12 protein-coding genes are annotated in these 17870 nt (G+C 71.7%); 6 read left to right on the forward strand and 6 right to left on the reverse strand.

All coding sequences use genetic code 11. The features are described from left to right. Complete coding sequence (locus E6W39_RS01890) at positions 1–426, forward strand: hypothetical protein (RefSeq protein ID WP_141631952.1); 426 nt, start codon at positions 1–3, stop codon at positions 424–426. A gap of 321 nt (positions 427–747) precedes the next feature. On the opposite strand, the gene E6W39_RS01895 is transcribed toward E6W39_RS01890, so the two are convergent. Further along, positions 748–1332: a dihydrofolate reductase family protein gene (locus tag E6W39_RS01895; protein WP_141631953.1), complete on the reverse strand. Its 585-nt coding sequence runs from the start codon at positions 1330–1332 to the stop codon at positions 748–750. 169 nt (positions 1333–1501) lie between these two features. Between E6W39_RS01895 and E6W39_RS01900 the strand changes: the two genes are divergently transcribed. Beyond that, on the forward strand, positions 1502–2077 hold the full coding sequence (locus E6W39_RS01900) for a TetR/AcrR family transcriptional regulator (protein ID WP_141631954.1): 576 nt from the start codon (positions 1502–1504) through the stop codon (positions 2075–2077). Between the two features lie 70 nt (positions 2078–2147). Continuing rightward, positions 2148–2861 carry a helix-turn-helix domain-containing protein gene (locus E6W39_RS01905; RefSeq protein WP_407658347.1) on the forward strand — a complete coding sequence of 238 codons (714 nt, stop codon included), beginning with the start codon at positions 2148–2150 and terminating at the stop codon, positions 2859–2861. A 90-nt stretch (positions 2862–2951) separates the two neighbouring features. On the opposite strand, the gene E6W39_RS01910 is transcribed toward E6W39_RS01905, so the two are convergent. Both E6W39_RS01910 and E6W39_RS01915 read right to left on the reverse strand, forming a co-directional pair. Further along, positions 2952–3353 carry a VOC family protein gene (locus E6W39_RS01910; RefSeq protein ID WP_141631955.1) on the reverse strand — a complete coding sequence of 134 codons (402 nt, stop codon included), beginning with the start codon at positions 3351–3353 and terminating at the stop codon, positions 2952–2954. Between the two features lie 186 nt (positions 3354–3539). After that, positions 3540–4091 (reverse strand): hypothetical protein, encoded by a 552-nt coding sequence (locus tag E6W39_RS01915; protein WP_141631956.1) that lies wholly within the window; start codon positions 4089–4091, stop codon positions 3540–3542. 147 nt (positions 4092–4238) lie between these two features. Between E6W39_RS01915 and E6W39_RS01920 the strand changes: the two genes are divergently transcribed. Beyond that, complete coding sequence (locus E6W39_RS01920; protein WP_141631957.1) at positions 4239–5234, forward strand: ArsR/SmtB family transcription factor; 996 nt, start codon at positions 4239–4241, stop codon at positions 5232–5234. Between the two features lie 12 nt (positions 5235–5246). Here E6W39_RS01920 and E6W39_RS01925 read toward each other — a convergent pair whose 3' ends face one another. Beyond that, entirely contained in the window at positions 5247–6164 is a 918-nt protein-coding gene (locus E6W39_RS01925) for a class I SAM-dependent methyltransferase (protein ID WP_228717905.1), read from the reverse strand. Positions 6165–6377: 213 nt separating this feature from the next. After that, complete coding sequence (locus E6W39_RS01930) at positions 6378–6986, reverse strand: TetR/AcrR family transcriptional regulator (protein WP_141631958.1); 609 nt, start codon at positions 6984–6986, stop codon at positions 6378–6380. Between the two features lie 134 nt (positions 6987–7120). Here E6W39_RS01930 and E6W39_RS01935 point away from each other — a divergent pair, with 134 nt between their 5' ends. Then, the gene (locus E6W39_RS01935; RefSeq protein WP_141631959.1) at positions 7121–8065 is read left to right on the forward strand and encodes a beta-ketoacyl-ACP synthase III; all 945 of its coding nucleotides are present in this window, start codon (positions 7121–7123) and stop codon (positions 8063–8065) included. A gap of 29 nt (positions 8066–8094) precedes the next feature. Here E6W39_RS01935 and E6W39_RS01940 read toward each other — a convergent pair whose 3' ends face one another. Continuing rightward, complete coding sequence (locus E6W39_RS01940) at positions 8095–8892, reverse strand: HEAT repeat domain-containing protein (protein WP_181799044.1); 798 nt, start codon at positions 8890–8892, stop codon at positions 8095–8097. A 570-nt stretch (positions 8893–9462) separates the two neighbouring features. Between E6W39_RS01940 and E6W39_RS01945 the strand changes: the two genes are divergently transcribed. Then, positions 9463–17856 carry a non-ribosomal peptide synthetase gene (locus tag E6W39_RS01945; protein ID WP_141631960.1) on the forward strand — a complete coding sequence of 2798 codons (8394 nt, stop codon included), beginning with the start codon at positions 9463–9465 and terminating at the stop codon, positions 17854–17856. Positions 17857–17870: the final 14 nt, after the last annotated feature.

A 17870-nucleotide genomic window follows, 5' to 3' on the forward strand; every position in this document is an offset into this window, starting at 1 on the left:
ATGGGTACCGACATCTACGGCGCGATCGAGGTGCGCCACCCCTGCGCCGACCAGGACTGGTGGGAATGGCCGGCCTGGCAGCGCCTGATGGACCTCTCACCGCTCTACGACGACCGGGACTACTCGGCGTTCGCCGTGCTGTTCGGCGTGCGCAACAGCGCCGGGTACTCCCCCGTCGCCGCCGGTCGGGGGCTGCCGGCGGATGTCTCGGCCGAGCTGCGGGAGGAGTTCGAGCGCGTCCAGGGCATCGACTCGGCGGTGCACGGCGCCACCTGGGTGAGCTGCGCCGAGCTCGACCGGGCCGACCTGACCGGCATCGACGCTCTCGGCCCGGGAAGCGGGTGGGAGCACGTCTTCGCCGTCCTGCGCGCGCTGGCCGGCCGGTTCGGCGGTGACGGGGTGCGCCTGGTGGTGTACTTCGACTGAGTTTCGGCGCCCCCGCCCGCCGCCGCATGCCCAAGCACGGGCCCGGCGACCACTCGCCCTGGCCGGGCGCCGAGCGGATGTTCTTCCACCAACCGCCCGGCCGGGCCACCGCGATGGGTTGGGCGATCGACCCGAGCGGTCTGCACGACGTGCTCACCGAGACGGCCCGGGCCAATCCCGGCCTGCTACGGCAAGCGGTCCGGCGCGGTCTGCGTCGACTACCCGACCCAGCGCCGGACCCCGAAGACCAGCGCCGCCTGGTACGCCCGCACCGCCGACATCAATGCGCTGCACCCGCCACCCGCCTCGAACTGAGGTCCGTCAGGCGGCCGTTCGGACGTACCGCAGGATCTGCTGGCCCTCGTCGAACAGCCGGACTTCGGCCAGGGTGAAGGCGCGCGGACCGAACTCGGCGCGGAACAGCGGGATTCCGGCGCCGACCAGCACCGGGGACTGCTTGATGATCAGTTCGTCGATCTCGGGGAGCAGCTGGCCGGCCAGGTCGGCACCGCCGCAGAGCCAGATGCCCAGCCCGTCCTGCTGCTTGAGCCGGCGCACCAGGGCCACCGGGTCCTCGGCGGTCACCTCGACGGCCGGGTCGGGGCTCTCGGTGAGCGAGCGGGACAGCACGATCTGCCGCAGGTGGGCGTACGGGCTGGTGAGGCCGATGTCCAGCCCGGGCTGGTAAGTGCCGCGCCCCATCAGCACGGTGTCGAAGCGGCGGTTGGGCGCGTCCGCGATGCCGAGCCCCGCCCGCCCGGGTGTGGACATGGCCTCGGGGTACTCCGCCATGTAGTGGGTAAGGAAGTCCGGCGTCAGATAGGGCGCGAAGAAGTCGAATTCACCGTCGGGACCGGCGATGTAGCCGTCGATGGTGACGGCGACGAGATAGCTGAGCGTTCGCATACATGTCCCCCATGCTGTCGGTGGGCGAATTCCGCCCGCCAGCGTTAACCACTCCATTTATAGTACTCTGCCTGTAGTGGTTGCAAGCGCCTATTGGCGCGCCCTTGAAGTTGACGCGCCTGGTGACGTCGAAACGTTGCGGCGCCTGTTGAAGGAGAGGACCGGACGCATGGCCCAGAACCCCGCACGCCGCGCCGCGCTCACCGACGCCGCCATCGATGTGCTGGCCGCCGAAGGCGCGCGCGGCCTCACCTTCCGCGCGGTCGACCAGCGGGCCGGCGTGCCTGCCGGCACCTCGTCCAACTACTTCGCCAACCGGGACGAGTTGCTCCACCAGGCCGCCCGCCGGATCCACCACCGCTTGACGCCCGACCCGGTCGTGCTGGCCGAGCTGCTGCGGGCCCCGCGTGACCGCGCCCTGGTGGCGGCGCTGATGCGCGATCTGCTGCGCCGGGTCTGCGCGGACCGGGACGGCTATCTGGCGATGCTCGAACTGCGCCTGGAGGCCACCCGCCGCCCCGAGGTCCGGGCCGAACTCTCCGGCACCATGCGGGCCGAGCTGGAGAGCAACATCGCCTACCACCTGGACGAGGGCTTCCCCGGCGACCGCGAGACGGTGGTGCTGATCTATCTGGCGATGACCGGCCTGATCATGGAACACCTCACGCTGCCGGACGTGTTGGGCGGCACCGAGCCGGCCGAGCTGGTCGAGCAACTGGTGGCCCGGCTCGTCCCGGCCGGCTGACGGTCGCCCAGCTCGGCGGGGACGCTGGTGACGGTCGCCCGGTGCGTCGGGGCCGCTGTTGAATAGGGGTGTGTACAGCGAGCAGCGATCCGAGGCGGTGCCGGGCGCGGTGGTGTGGTCCAAGCGGCTGGAGCGCGACACCGCGGCGCCGGCTCGGATCCTGCCGGACGGCTGCATGGATCTGATCTGGACCGGCGGCAGCCTGCTGGTCGCCGGCCCCGACTCCGCCGCCCATCTGGTTCCGGGGCGGGCCGGGGACGGCTATGTCGGCCTGCGGTTCGCGCCGGGCACCGGGCCGCTGGTGCTGGGCGTGCCCGCCGGCGAACTGACCGACCGGCGCGTGCCGTTGGACCAGCTCTGGCCGCAGCGCCAGGTGCGCGAATCGGCCGAGCGGATCTGGCACGCCGCCGACCGCGCCGCCGCGTTGCAGGCCGTGGCGGTCACGCTGGGCCGGGCGCCGGCCCGCCGCGCCCCGGTGCCGGAGGCGGTGCTGCGCGGGGTGCGACAGCGGCTGGCCGTCACCGAGATCGCGCGTGGGCTGGCGCTGAGCGAGCGCCAGCTGCGACGGCTCTGCCTGGACGCGTTCGGTTACGGGCCGAAGACGCTGGATCGGGTGCTGCGGCTCGGCCGGGCCCTCGACCAGGCGCGGGCCGGCCTGCCGTTCGCGCGGGTCGCCGCGGTGGCGGGGTACGCCGACCAGGCGCACCTGAGCCGCGAGGTGCGCGCCCTGGCCGGCCTGCCGCTGGGGCTGCTGCTCGCCGAGGAGGGCCGCCTCCAGGAGTGAGCGGTCACGCCTGGGTGACAGGGGCCGCCGCATTGATCATGCTGCGCCGCCGCCCGACGCGTCCTGGCCGTCTGGCGAGCTGGACAACGCTCAGCTCGGGCGGACCGCGAACAGGTCGACCGCGTTGCCGTCCGGGTCGAGCACCGTGGCGTAGCGCTGGCCCCAGAACGCGTCCCAGGGCTCGTTGTGGCCGCGGTAGCCGGCGGTCAGCAGCTCCTGGTACAGCTTGTCCACCTCCGCCGGCTGCGCGCAGTCGAAGGCGATCGCGATCCGGTGGTCGCCGACCGGCGGGGTCCAGTCGGGGTCGAAGCTGCGGACGGTCGCCACGGTGTCCCAGACCAGTTTGAGGCCGCCGGGCAGGTCGTACTCGACGTGGGGTTCGGCGTCCGCGTCGGGCGGGATGGCCAGGCCCAGCCGGCGGTAGAAGGCGAGCGTTGCCGCCATGTCGGAGGCGACCAGGCCGATGAAGCTGATGCGTGGTTGTGCAGTCATGATCGTCACGCTAGTGGGGCCGGGCCCGGGGAGTCTTGAACGAAACGGACATCGCCGCCCGCCGCACCGGCGAGCAGCCCGTGCCCGGTCAACCAGTCGGCGATCAGGGCGGCGAGCTCGGCGGAGTTGTCGGCGGTATGCCACCGGTTCCGCCCGCACCCCCGTGTCGGGCGGAACCGGTGAGCCTCAGGCCAGCGTGTCGCAGAGGTTCTCCACCTGGTGCTGCTCCAGCACCTGGGGCTGGTGGCCCGGGTGGATCAGCAGCCGCGCGCCGCCGCTGAACAGGTAGTCCCCGGTCGCGTGGTACGGGTCGCCCGGGTGGACCACCGCGCTGATGTGCGAGGTCTTCGGGATCACCCACTCCTTGTAGCCGCCGGGAAGGTAGTCGAGGATGCCGAAGCCGCTCTGGTCCCGGTCGACGCTGCGACCGCTGTCCGCGTTGGCGTAGCGCAGCACCAGCGGGCCGCGGAACAGCTCCTTCTTCGGTGAGCCGTCCGGGTAGCTGGCGGCGGTCTTGCTCTCCTCCTGGTCGACCAGCACGCTGACGTACAGGTGGAACGGGCAGACCGTACCGGCCGGGTAGTCGAACGGGCCGCCGGTGCGGTACGGATGCCAGCCCCCGCCACCGTCACCGTGCGCCGGCGTGGCCGCGGACGCCGCCGGGGCGCCCAGCGCCAGGGCGGCGACGGCAACGGCCGCGCCCAGTAGGCGAGTGAACGGATGCGAGCGTACCGACATGATCGACCTCCGGTGAGCCGCCTCGTCCCGACCCTGCGCCGGGGCGAGTGCGTCTTGCTATCGTCAGGTCACGGACCGTCCCGGCGCGATGCTTTCGGTGTCCGCCGAAGGGTCGTTCGCTCGGCGGCTTCTGGAGGTCGGACCACCGTGCTGCGCATCCACTTCACGGCAGCGGATCTACTGGACGTGCGGTTCGCCGACGATCCGGCTCCGCTGGTCGAGCTGGAGCTGGCCGTCGCGATGCTGCAACGCCGGGACACCGACCCGGGGTTCGTCCGCTGGCGGCGCGGCTTGGCGGCGAGTGGGGCGCTGGCCGCGACGGCTGCGCTGCGCGAACTGGTGCCGCCGACCGGCGCCGGACCGTTCTTCCTCGATCCGATCGCCCCGGACCTCGACCAGGGCCTGGAACTGGTCCGCCGCTCCACCAACACCCTGGTGCGCAGCGAGTTGGAGCGGATCTGCGGCGCCGGCCTGGCCGTCACGCCGCTGCTGAAGCACCTCGCCGACCAGGACCAGCAGGCCTGGCGGTATCTGTCGGACACCCTGCGGTCGGCGTACGGCGCGGTGATCGGCACGGCCTGGCCGCAGCTGCGGGCCGGCTTCGACGCGGACCTGCGCTGGCGCGGCCAGGTGCAACGCCAGGAGGGTCTGCGCGGCATGCTGGCCGGCCTGCACCCGGGCAGCCGGTGGCGGGGGTGCACCCTGGAGATCCCGGTGGCCAAGGAGCTGGACTTCCAACTGCGCGGCGAGGGGCTGTTGTTGCTTCCGTCCGCGAGCTGGACCGGGCGGCCGCTGGTGGGCAGTTATCCGGACGGGCCGACGGTGCTGGTGTATGCCGCGCTCACCCCGCTGCCGTATCTGACCCAGACCGATCCGGCGCCCGGCGCCGATCCGGACGATCCGGTGGCCGTGCTGCTCGGCCGTACTCGGGCCGCCGTACTGCGGCTGACGCTGCGTGAGCCGACGACCAGTCAGCTGGCCGCCGCGCTGGGTGTCGGCCTGGCCTCCGCATCGGAGCATGCCCGCGCCCTGCGCCGGGCGGGCCTGGTCAGCACCGCCCGCACCGGCCGCTCGGTCCGCCACAGCTGCACCCAGCTGGGCCACCGCCTACTGGCCGCACCGACCGCGGTCGTCCAGTCCTGACGGTCCGTCAAGTCAAGCCGTGGCCTTGGCCCGCAGCTTGCGCGCCGCTCGCACCGCCAGCGGCGGCAGCAGGTCGTGCGCCAACCGGCGTGCCGAGGACGGGCGTTGGGCCCGAGCGTGGCCCGAGGCAGCAAGGGTCGGCCCTGGTGTCGCGGACCGCCGCTCCTCGCCGGGCAGCAACTTGGCCACACCGCGGCCGGAGAGGCGGATCAGCCGGCGGCCGGCGATCATGTCGATGTCCAGGTGGCAGTCCTCGGCGTCGCCGTCCAGCTCCACCAGCGCCTGCTGAATCGGCTCGGGGTCGCCCCAAGTGCCGTACAGCTTCTCGGGGGTGACGCAGATCGGGCGCAAGTCCTGCTGGAAGACCGCCTCCCAGGTGGCGGCGGCCACCCCGGGCGTGTGCGGGGAGCGGAAGTCGTCCAGCACCACGATGCCGTCCGGGCCGAGTGCCGCCTTCGCGGTGCGGATGTCGACCGCGACATGCTCGTAGAGGTGGGAGGCGTCGATGTGCACGAAGCGGCAGCTGCCGGTGCCTATTCGGCCGTCCCCGAGCACCGAGGTCGGGGCCTGCACGATCACCGGCAGCTCGGAGTGGAACGCCAGGTAGTTGCGCTCGAAGGCGGTCCGGGTGAGCGTCCGGCGGTAGGACATGGTCATCTCGGCCGCGTTCTCGCCGTCCGGTGCCTCCGAGTCGAACAGGTCGCAGACCGTGAAGGTCTCCCCCGCCCGCAGGTGGCGGCCGATCAGGATGGCACTGCGACCCAGGTAACTGCCCAGTTCAAGCAGGTCGCCACGGGTCTCGGCAGCGCTCTGGCGATCCAGCAGCCAGGCGAACAGCTGCTGGTCGATGGGCCAGAACCACCCGGGGACGTCGTCCAGGGTGCGTGGCAGCGGTGCCTGGTCCAGCGGGCGGGTGTCGGCGGTGACCAAGGGTGCCTCCTAGGGAACGGGGGCGGCGCCACCGGCGGATACCACCGGTCGGGGGACGGCGCCGGCCCCGGAGTGCACGTGAGCCTAGGGCCGGTACTGCCCCGGCGAAAGAGCCTGAGCTGTGGAAATTCGGTCTGCGGGTGGTTCGTTCCCGCGCGAAGACGTTACATCCGGGTGGCGTCGACCGCATGCCGCTGGAGCTGCGGAGAACCGTCAGCCCGCGGCCAGCAGCCGGGCCACCGCGCGCCGGGTGCGGTCGGGGGCGGCGGAGTCGCGCTCCAACTGGATCGCCTGGTTGAGGGCCAGGTAGGCGCCGATCAGTTCATAGGCGAGTTGCTCGGGATCGGCCGTGGCGGGCAGCTCACCCCTGGCGACGGCGATGCGGAGCTCGGCCACCAGCCTGCGGCGCCAGAACCGGTAGAGCCGGGCCACCGCGTCCCGGACCGCGCCGGTGCGGGCGTCGAACTCGACGGCTGCCGTGGTGAACAGGCAGCCGCCGGGAAAGGCGCCGCGCTCGGTCTCCAGGTAGCGGTTCCAGGCCTCCAGGACGGCGGTCAGCCGGGTGAGCCCCGGTGCGGCGTCGGCGGCCGGCTCCCAGACCAGACGCATGAAGATCGCCGAGGCGCCGTCGAGGGCGGCCAGCTGGAGCGCCTCCTTGGTGCCGAAGTGCCCGAGCACTCCCGCCTTGCTCATGCCCAGGTCGGTGGCCAGCCGCCCGATGGTCAGCCCCTCCAGCCCGTCCACCGAGGCGATCGCGACGCTGCGGTCGATGATCCGCTCCCGGGTTCTGCGGGTGTCGGCGACGGACTTGCGTGGGCTCATGGCGACATCGTAGCCGGGCTGCACTCCTTTAGCTTCCGACCGATCGGTTGCTATATTCCGCAGCGGTACCCCACGCACGCAGCGACACCCCATGCACTCCAACGCACTGCCCCGCAAGCCAAGGAGAAGAACCTGTGACCGGATCCCGCATCACCGGCCTGGGCCATTACCAGCCGTCCCGGGTGCTCACCAATGACGAACTGGCTCAGATGGTCGACACCAACGACGCCTGGATCCGGCAGCGCACCGGGATCGCCACCCGCCGGATCGCCGCGGAGCACGAGACGGTCGCCGACCTGGCGACGGCGGCGGCCGGCAAGGCGCTCGCTGCGGCCGGGCTGCAGCCCGCCGACATCGGCCTGATCTCGGTCGCCACCTGCAGCGTGATCGACCGCTGCCCCTCCACCGCCGCCCGGGTGGCCGCCCGGCTGGGCATCCCGGCTGCCGTGGCGTACGACCTGAACAACGGCTGCGCCGGCTTCTGCACCGCGCTGGCCACCGCCGACCACTCGATACGGGCCGGCGCCGCCCGGCACGCGCTGGTCATCGGGGCGGAGAAGATGTCGGACGTGACGGACTGGACCGACCGCAGCAGCTGCGTGCTGCTCGGGGACGGCGCGGGCGCGGCGGTGCTGAGCGCCGCCGACGAGGCGGGGGTCGGCCCGGTGGTCTGGGGATCGGATCCGAGCCTGGGCCAGGCGGTCCGGCTGCAGGGCGACTGGCATCCGACCTTCGCCCAGGACGGCCAGACGGTCTACCGCTGGGCCACCACCGAGATCCCCGCGATCGCGCTGGCCGCCTGCGAGCGAGCGGGAGTGGCGCCCGGCGAGCTGGCCGGTGTGGTCACCCACCAGGCCAATCTGCGGATCATCGAGGCGGTGGTCCGGCGACTGGGGTTGGCCGAGGAGACCGTGATCGCCCGGGATGTGATCGAATCCGGCAACACCTCCGCCGCCTCGGTGCCGCTCGCCCTGGCCAAGCTGGTGGAGCGCCGCGAACTCCCGGCGGGCGGCCCGGTTCTGCTGCTGGCCTTCGGCGGCGGCCTCTCCTGGGCCGGGCAGGTCATCAGCTGCCCCTGAACATCGTTGGCTACACGGGAAATTGACGATCAGTCAATTTCCCGTTCCCGGAGGTCCGCCACCGCCTCGCGCACCTCCGGGGCCGGGTCCACCGCCAACCGGTCCAGCAGGGCGTCGACGCCCGGCGTGGACCAGCGCGCCACCGCCCAGACCAGTGCCTCCCTGACGGCGGGGTCGGGATGGTCGGACAGCCGGGCCAACCGGCTCACCGGGCCTCGTCGGTAGCGGCCGTAGCAGTCCAGGGCTTCGCGCAGGACCGCCGGATCGCCCGGGTCACCGGCCGCCTCGATCCGGGCGAGCAGCACCCGGGAGGGCGGCGGCGGGCCGCCGTCATGGAACGGCCGGCGCTCCCGCAGCCGCCGCGAACCGTACTCACCGCGCACCCGGCAGCGCTCGCAGAGGCACGGGCGGATGCCGTGCGCATCCGGCCAGTAGCGCCAGCCCACCGACTGCCGCACCGGGCGGATGCGATGCACCTCGGCCGGGGTGACCGCCCTGGGCACGAAGACCTCCCAGCCGCGCGGGTCCGGCAGCTCGGCGATGCGCCGGACCGCCTCGGCGGCGGTCACGGCCTCGGGGGGACGCCCGTAGCGACCCACGGTGACCGGTTCGCCGTCGGGCAGGCGCACCTGGACGGCCACCAGGTTGCGCCGGGCCTCACTCCGGGCCAGTTCGCGCAGCCAGCCGTGGGTGAGCGTGTAGGACGGCAGCACCGGGAAGCAGAACAAGCCACGGGTGCCGTCCGCCCGCCGGGAGGCCGCCCGGACGCCGGCGCGCCGGATCCGCACCGCGTTCGCCTCGGCTGCGAGGTGCACGAACATCGCCATGCGGCCACCCTACCGGGACCAGCCACGCCCCCTCCGCGCACCTTCACCCTTCACTCTCATTCTCCACATTAGAGCCACCGATCTGATGCATCATCGGATGAGAGGCGCTTCGCACTCGAACACGGGGCGACGGGTTCAAACAGACTCCTGTAGCCAAGTCGATTCAACTCGAAACGTTGCCTCATCGACTTCCGGACAATGCCCGAACGACGTGGTCACAGCGGAACCTCGAGTTCTTCACGATGCCGTTTGCCACATTTGCCACACATCTTGAACCCTGGTCAGCAGCGCCCGGCCCTGGCAAATGCCGCAGAAACCCCCATAGCACCCAGTGGCATAGCTCAAATCCAGCCAGCTGGCTGGTTCACGTAGGCGATAAGTGCGCACCGGAACGACGCACTTCGAGCGAACCTTTGGCTGATCTTCACCGGTGTGTCGGGTCGCGGAACGTCCCGAGTCTGGTCTCCGGACCATGTTGATCAACATCATGGACCGTCATCGGGCCGTCGAGCCCAGGCAAAGCCACTACCGCGCGGCCTCCCCCGACGCGCACGAACCGGAGTCCAGAAGATGTCGATCTCCAACCCGTCGAGCTGGCCCCTGACTGCCGGGCAGTCCGGCGTGTGGATCGCCCAGCAGCTCGATCCGGCCAGCCCCGCCTACCAGGTGGCGGAGTGCATGGAGATCTGCGGCCCGATCCGCCCCGCGCTGTTCGCCGCGGCGATGCGCCGCCTACTCGACGAGTGCGACATCTTTCGGATCCGTTTCACGGACGAGGACGGCGAGCCCCGCCAGCAGTTGATGCCCCCCGGCGAATCCCCGCTGCGGATCGTGGACGTCGGCGGTGCTTGTGACCCGTACGAGGCCGCGATGGCTCAGATGCGCGCCGAAGTGGCAGTGCTGCGCGAGCCGATGGCCGGCCAGGGGTACCGGTCGATCCTGTTCCGTGCTGCCACCGACCGCTGGTTCTGGTTCCAGGCCGGTCATCACGCGATCTTCGACGGGTACTCCGGGCTGCTGTCCGCGACCCGACTGGCGGAGATCTACACGGCGATGGTCCACGGGCGCGAGCCCGATCCGCAGACTCGACTGGGTGGGCTCGCCAAGCTGCTCCAGCAGGAATCGGCTTATCGGTCCAGTGAGCAGTACCAAGCCGACCGCGACTACTGGCTCGGTCAGCTGGCCGATCGGCCGGAGCCGGTCTCACTGGCCGGTCGGTTCGCCGAGGCCTCGCACCACCACCTGCGACATGAGGTCACCCTCCCCGCCGCCCAGGCCCGGAGGTTGCACACGGCTGCCCGCCGCCTGGGCGTCAGCCGCTCGGTCCTGCTGCTGGCGGCGGCCGCGCTCTACACGAGCCGACTGACCGGCGCCCCTGAGGTGGTCATCGGCCTGCCGGTTACCGCTCGGGTCGGCAAGGCCTCCAAGTCCGTGCCCGGCATGCAAACGAATGTCTTGCCGCTGCGCATCAAGGTGCAGGCTGGGCTCACCCTTGTCGAGTTGGTCAAGCAGGTCAGCGCCACCGCCCGCGCCGCGCTGCGGCATCAGCGCTACCGCTACGAGGAGATGCGCCGCGAACTCGGCTCAGTCGAGGCCCCCCTGTTCGGTGCCATGGTCAACCTGATGGCCTTCGACTACGACCTCACCATCGGCGGCTGCCGCACCCTCTTCCACAACCTGAGCAACGGGCCGGTCGAGGACCTCTCCTTCGTGCTCTACGACCGGCAGTCGGGCGATGGCGTCCGACTGGCCGTGGACGCCAACCCGGCGCTCTATGACACTGCCGAACTCGCGGCCCACGCCGAGCGGTTCACCGCTCTGTTGGAGACACTGGCCGGCATTGACGACAAGTCAGCTCACCTTGCCCGGGTTGAGGTGGCGACCGCCGACGAGCAGCGGCTGGTGCTGGCGCAGTGGCAACCGCAGCCTGTGGCGGCAGCGGTGGCCACCCTGCCCACGCTGTTCGACGCGCAGGTGGCGCGAACACCGGATGCGGTGGCGGTGTCCTTTGAGGACGTCTCGCTGACCTATGCGGAGCTGAACGGGCGGGCGAACCGCCTGGCACGCCTGCTGGTCGGGCGCGGGGTGCGGCCGGAGTCGCTGGTGGCAGTGGCGATGCCGCGGTCAGCCGAGCTGGTGGTGGCGCTACTGGCGGTGCTGAAGGCGGGTGGTGCCTACTTGCCGATCGACCCGGCCTACCCGGCCGACCGCATCAACTACATGCTGCGGGACGCCGCGCCCGTGCTCACGATCACCGACGGCAGCACCGCAGAGCCCGGCGAGCTCGCCCTCGGAGCGCCCGACACCGCCGCTGAACTCGCGGCCGGCGACGCCACCGATCTGCCGTCCGTGCTGCTGCGTCCGGAGCACCCGGCGTACGTCATCTACACTTCGGGCTCGACGGGTCAGCCCAAGGGTGTGGTTGTGCCTCATGAGAACGCGGCCCGGCTGTTCAGCGCCACGGACCACTGGTTCCGCTTCGGGGCCGAGGATGTGTGGACCTGGTTCCACTCGTTCGCATTCGACTTCTCGGTTTGGGAGTTGTGGGGTGCACTGCTCTTCGGTGGGCGTCTGGTGGTGGTTCCGAGTGACATATCGCGTTCACCCACCGAGTTCCTGGCGTTGCTGGTGCGCGAGCGGGTGACGGTGCTGAACCAGACCCCGTCAGCGTTCTACCAGTTGATCCAAGCGGATGCACAGAACCCTGAGCTGGGCCGCGAGTTGGCGCTGCGCACCGTCGTTTTCGGCGGTGAGGCGCTGGACCTGCCACGCCTGAGCGGGTGGTACGCCCGGCACCGGGATGACGCACCGCAGCTGGTCAACATGTACGGCATCACCGAGACCACTGTGCACGTCAGTTACGCCCCGCTGACAGCGGCGCAGGCGGACCGCGCCGCCGGCAGCGTGATCGGCGGTGCGATCCCGGACCTGCGGGTGTACGTGCTGGACAACGCCCTGCGGCTGTGTCCACCCGGTGTCGCGGGCGAACTCTACGTCGCGGGCGCCGGGTTGGCGCGCGGCTATCTGGGGCGCCCGGGTCTGACGGCGGGCCGGTTCGTCGCCGATCCGTTCGGTGCGGCGGGCGAGCGCATGTATCGCAGCGGAGACGTCGTACGCTGGAACCCCTATGGCGAACTGGAGTTCGTCGGCCGGGCGGACAACCAGGTGAAGATCCGCGGCTTCCGCATCGAACTCGGTGAAGTCAGCGCCGCTTTGGAGACGCACCCGGCCGTCGCCCAGGCCACCGCGGTGGTCCGTGACGACCGCCTCATCGCCTACGCCGTCTCCACCGGGGTCGTGGCTCCGGCCGAGCTGCGCGACTACCTCCGCAGCCGACTCCCCCACTACCTGGTCCCCGCCATCGTGATGCCGCTGGCTGCCCTGCCCCTCACCACCAATGGCAAGCTGGACCACTGTGCGCTGCCCGCACCCGACTTCACCATGGTCACCACCGACCGCCGCCCGCAGACCGAACGCGAACAGCTCCTCGCCGGTCTCTTCAGTGAACTGCTGAAACTTCCCGAAGTCGGCCTCGACGACGGCTTCTTCGAGCTGGGCGGCGACTCCATCAGCTCCATCCAGCTGGTTTCACGGGCCCGCCAGGCCGGCCTGATCCTCTCGCCCCGGGACGTCTTCACCCACCAGACCGTCGCCCGCCTGGCCGAGGCCGCACAGGCCCAGGAGAGCGCGGTCATGGAGGAGGCCGAGGCCGCCCTCGGCGACCTGCCCGCTACGCCGATCATGCACGAACTGCGCAAACTGGGCGGTTCTCCCGACTCCTTCCACCAGGCCATGCTCGTCACCCTGCCGACGGGCATCGGCCTTCAGCAGCTCACCGACGGCCTCCAGCAACTCGTGGACTGCCACGACGCGCTGCGCGCCCGCCTGCTGATCGGGGCGGACGGCAACTGGTCGCTGACCGTGCTGCCGCGCGGCACGGTCGCCGCCACCGACCTGATCACCCGGGTCGATGCCCACGACCGCTCCGATGAGCAGCTCGCCGCGCTGGTCCGCCAGGCGGTCCACTCCGCGTCGCAGCGGCTGGCTCCGCGCGAGGGCACCATGCTCCAGCTGGTCCACTTCACCGGAGCGGCCCAGAACCAGGCCCTGCTGATGGTCCACCACCTGGTGGTCGACGGCGTCTCCTGGCGCATCCTGCTGCCCGACCTGCTCACCGCCGCCCAGGGCGGTACCCTCCAGTCCGCCGGCACCTCGCTGCGCACCTGGGCCCACGCCCTCCAGGACGAGGCCGACCGTCGAACCGACGAACTCCCCTACTGGCAGCAACTCCTGGCCAGACCGGTAACCCCGCTCTGTGACGGCGCCCTCGACCCGAACCGCGACACCGTGGCCACCGCGGACCACCTCACCCTGACGCTGCCGCCGGAGACCACCGCACCGCTCCTCACCACCCTGCCGGCGCTCTTCCACGCCGAGGTCAACGACGTCCTGCTCGCCGCCCTCGCGCTGGCCGTCAACCGCTGGCGCGACACCAGTTGCTCCGTGCTGGTCGAACTCGAGGGCCACGGCCGCGAAGAACTCAGCAGCCGCGCTACCGACCTCTCCCGCACCGTCGGCTGGTTCACCACTACCTACCCCGTCCGCCTCGACCCCGGCACCGGCCACCCGGGCCAGGCGATCAAGGCCGTCAAGGAACAGCTCCGCAGCGTCCCCGACCACGGCCTCGGCTACGGCCTGCTCCGCCACCTCGGCTCCACCAGCCGCGAGCAGCTGGGGAACCTTCCCATCCCGCAACTCACCTTCAACTACCTGGGTCGGCTCGACACCGCCGCCATCCAGGCCAGGCCCGTCAGCGACCCGAACGGCGGCCTCGCCCCCACCACCCCGCTCAGTCGGCTCCTCACCCTCAACGCCATCACCGAGGACCGCGGCGACGGCCCCCACCTCAGAGCGACCTGGACCTGGGCCACCAACCTCATCAGCCCGGCCGAGGCGCGTGAACTCGCCGAACTCTGGTTCCGGGCCCTCGGGGAACTGGTCGAACACGGCAACCAGCGCGACGCCGGCGGCTTCACTCCCTCCGACGTTCCCTACGCCACCGTCACCCAGGCAGAGCTCGACCGACTGCACAGCACCGAACTGGCGCAGATCCTGCCGCCCACCCCGCTCCAGGAAGGCCTCTACTTCCACACCCGCTACGACGACGCCGGTCCCGACGTCTACACCACCCAGCTCACCCTGGAACTCGCCGGGCACCTCGATCCCGCCCGGCTCCGCGACGCGTTCGGCGCGCTACTCGCCCGCCACCCCCACCTCCAAGCCGCCTTCCATCAGACGTCCGGCGGGCAGCTCCTCCAGCTCATCCCCCGCGCGGTACGGCTGCCCTGGGCGGAGCACGACCTCACCGGGCGGACCGAAGCGGACCAGCGCACCGAGCTGGACCGGCTCCGGACCACCGAGCGTGCCCGGAGGTTCGACCTCTCCGCGCCACCACTGCTCCGCGTCGCCCTCATCCGGCTCGCCGAGCAGCGCCACACACTGGTCCTGACCAACCATCACATCCTGTGGGACGGATGGTCGCTGGGGGTACTGTTCGGAGACCTGATGGAGCTCTACCGAGCCGGGTCGGACGCCGCGCTGCCACGCACCACGGCGTTGCGCGACTACCTCGGGTGGCTGGCCGACCAGGACGGTGAAGCCGCCCGCGCCGCCTGGCGCGAGGCTCTGGCGGGACTCCACGGACCTACCTGCCTCGGCCAGGCCGGGAAACGCCTGCCCGGACGCACGGAGCAGGCCGACGACCAGCCGACCGAGCAGCTGGCGCGGGCAACCGAGGTGCTCTCAACCGAGCTCACCGAGCGGCTGGCCACCACCGCCCGGGACCTCGGCGTGACCGTCAACATCCTGCTCCAGGCCGCTCTCGGCCTCACCCTCGCCCACCTGACGGGCCGTCAGGACATCGTCTTCGGCTCCGTGGTCTCCGGCCGCCCCGCCGAACTCCCCGGCGTCGAGCGCATCGCCGGGCTGCTGATCAACACCGTGCCCGTCCGCATCCGCCTCAGGCAGGCCGAGACCGTCACCAGCCTCCTCGCCCGCCTGCGCGACGAGCAGTCCGCGCTCCTGCCACACCAGCACCTCCCCCTCGCCGACCTGCAGCGCACTGCCGGCCTGGGCGAACCCCTCTTCGACACTGCCTACGCCTTCGAGAACTACCCGCTGGACACTGCCGCCCTCAGCGATGGCGACGGCCTTCGGATCACCGGCGGAACGGGCGACGACCGCACCCACTACCCCGTCACGGTCACCGCCCTGCCCGGCGACCGACTCGAACTGCGCGTCGACTACCGCCCGCATGCCGTCCGCCCCGGTACCGCCGAGCGCATCCCCGCCCTACTCCAGCGCATCCTGCAGGCCATCACCGACGACCCGGACCAACTCACCGCCCGCATCGACCTGCTCACCCCCGAGGAGCACCGCCGGCTCACCGCCGACTGGCGGCTCCAGGCAAACGACCAGGCATCGGACGCCACCCTGCCGGAGCTGTTCGCCGCCCAGGCGGCCCGCACCCCGTCGGCGATCGCCGTCTCCCTCGACGGCGACGAGCTGACCTACGCCGAACTCGATGAACGCGCCGAGCGATTGGCACATCTGCTGGTGGAGCGCGGTGCGGGGCCGGAGGGCACCGTGGCGCTGGTGCTGGACCGCACGCTCGAGCTGGCGGTGAGCATCCTCGCCGTCGCCAAGTCGGGTGCGGCGTACCTGCCAATCGATCCGGCCTACCCGGCCGACCGGATCGCCTATCTGGTCGAGGACGGCACACCGACCCTGGTGCTCGCCACCGAGGCCACCGCGCAGGTGGTCGACGGCCCGGCGCTGCTGCTCGACGCCCCGGCGGTGGTGGCGGAACTCGCCGCCGTCGACCTCGCTTCGGCCGAGCCGCTCGCCGGCCCGCGGGCCGACCACCCGGCCTACATCATCTACACCTCCGGCTCCACCGGTCAGCCGAAGGGCGTGGTGATCCCGCACCGCAACGTGGTGCGCCTGTTCAGCGCCACCGAGGCCTGGTTCGACTTCGGCCCGGACGACGTCTGGACGCTCTTCCATTCCTACGCCTTCGACTTCTCGGTCTGGGAGTTCTGGGGGCCGCTGCTGCACGGCGGCCGCCTGGTGGTGGTGCCGTACCTGGTCAGCCGCTCCCCGGCGGACACCCTGGACCTGCTCAAGCGGGAGCAGGTCACGGTGCTCAACCAGACCCCGTCCGCGTTCTACCAGTTGCTCCAGGCCGAGCAGGAGCACTCGACGGACGTGCTGAGCGGGCTGCGCACCGTGGTGTTCGGCGGTGAGGCCCTCGATCTGGGCCGGCTCACCGACTGGTACCGCGCGCACCCGCAGGACGGCCCGCGCCTGGTGAACATGTACGGCATCACCGAGACCACCGTCCACGTCACCCACCGCCCGCTGGACGTCGCGACGGTGGCGGACGCGCCCGGCAGCCTGATCGGCGAGCCGATCCCCGACCTGGCGCTGCGGGTGCTGGACGAGGCGCTGCGCCCGGTGCCGATCGGCGTCCCCGGTGAGCTCTATGTGGCGGGTGCCGGCCTGGCCCGCGGCTACTCTGGCCGACCGGGACTGACGGCGGGCCGGTTCGTCGCCGACCCGTTCGGCGCGCCCGGTGACCGGATGTACCGCACCGGTGACCTGGCCCGCCGTCTCGCCGACGGTGAGTTGGAGTACCTCGGCCGGGCCGACGACCAGGTGAAGGTCCGCGGCTTCCGGATCGAACTCGGCGAGATCGAGGCGGCGTTGCTGCGTCAGCCCAGGGTGCGTCAGGCGGCCGTGGTGGTGCGCGAGGACCAGCCCGGCGACCAGCGACTGGTCGGCTATGTCGTGGGCGCCGGCCTCGACACAGCCGAGCTGCGGGGGCAGCTGGCCGCCGAACTGCCGGGCCACATGGTGCCGGCCGCCCTGGTGGTACTGGACGTACTGCCGCTGACCGGTAACGGCAAGCTGGACCGGCGTGCGCTGCCCGCTCCCGTGGTCACCGCCGCGGGCGGCGGCCGGCCGCCGCGCACCGAGCAGGAGAAGGTGCTCTGCGCGCTGTTCGCGGAGGTGCTCGACCTGCCGGAGGTGGACATCGACGGCGACTTCCTCGCCCTCGGCGGCCACTCGCTGCTGGCCACCCGGCTGATCGGCCGGATCCGCACCGCACTCGACGTCGAGGTGCCGCTGCGCGTCCTGTTCGAGGCGTCGAACGTCGCCGCGCTGGCCGAGCGGCTCGCGGGCGACCGGGCGGCGGAGACGCTCGACCCGTTCGCCACCCTGCTTCCGCTGCGCACCGGGGGTGACCTGTTGCCGCTGTTCTGCGTGCACCCGGGTGCCGGGATCGGCTGGTCGTTCCGGGGACTGGCCGACCACCTGCCGCAGGACCGCCCGCTGTATGCGCTACAGGCCCGCAGCCTGCGCGAACGGGACGGGCTGCCGCCGACCGTCGAGGCGATGGCCGCCGAGTACGTCGAGCAGATCCGGATGGTGCAGCCGAGCGGTCCCTACCACCTGCTGGGCTGGTCGTTCGGCGGGGCGGTCGCCCAGGCGATGGCCACCCAACTGCAGGCGGCGGGCGAGGAGGTGGCCCTGCTGGCCCTGCTGGACAGCTTCGCGGGCCTGGAACTGCGCCAGCCGGACCCCGAGATGGTGCGCCGCGAGGTGGCCACCGCCCTGCCGGAGCTCACCGAGGCCGAGGCGGCCGCCACGGTCGAGACCTGCCTGCGCAGTTCGCGGTTGCTGGCGGAGTTCACGCCGGAGCGGTTCGACGGTGACCTGCTGTTCTTCACCGCCATGACCGACCGCGCCGCCGACGCCCACACGGCGGGCAGCTGGCGCGCGCACTGCACGGGCCGGATCGTCGACATCCCGGTGCACACCGACCACCACAGCATGACGACCGAGGCCGGACTCGCGGAAGTGGGGTCGGAGCTGGCGGCGGCGCTGGCCGGGACCGCATGATGCGTCGGGCCGCC

The organism is Kitasatospora acidiphila (assembly GCF_006636205.1).
In the GTDB taxonomy this organism is placed as follows: Bacteria; Actinomycetota; Actinomycetes; order Streptomycetales; family Streptomycetaceae; genus Kitasatospora; species Kitasatospora acidiphila.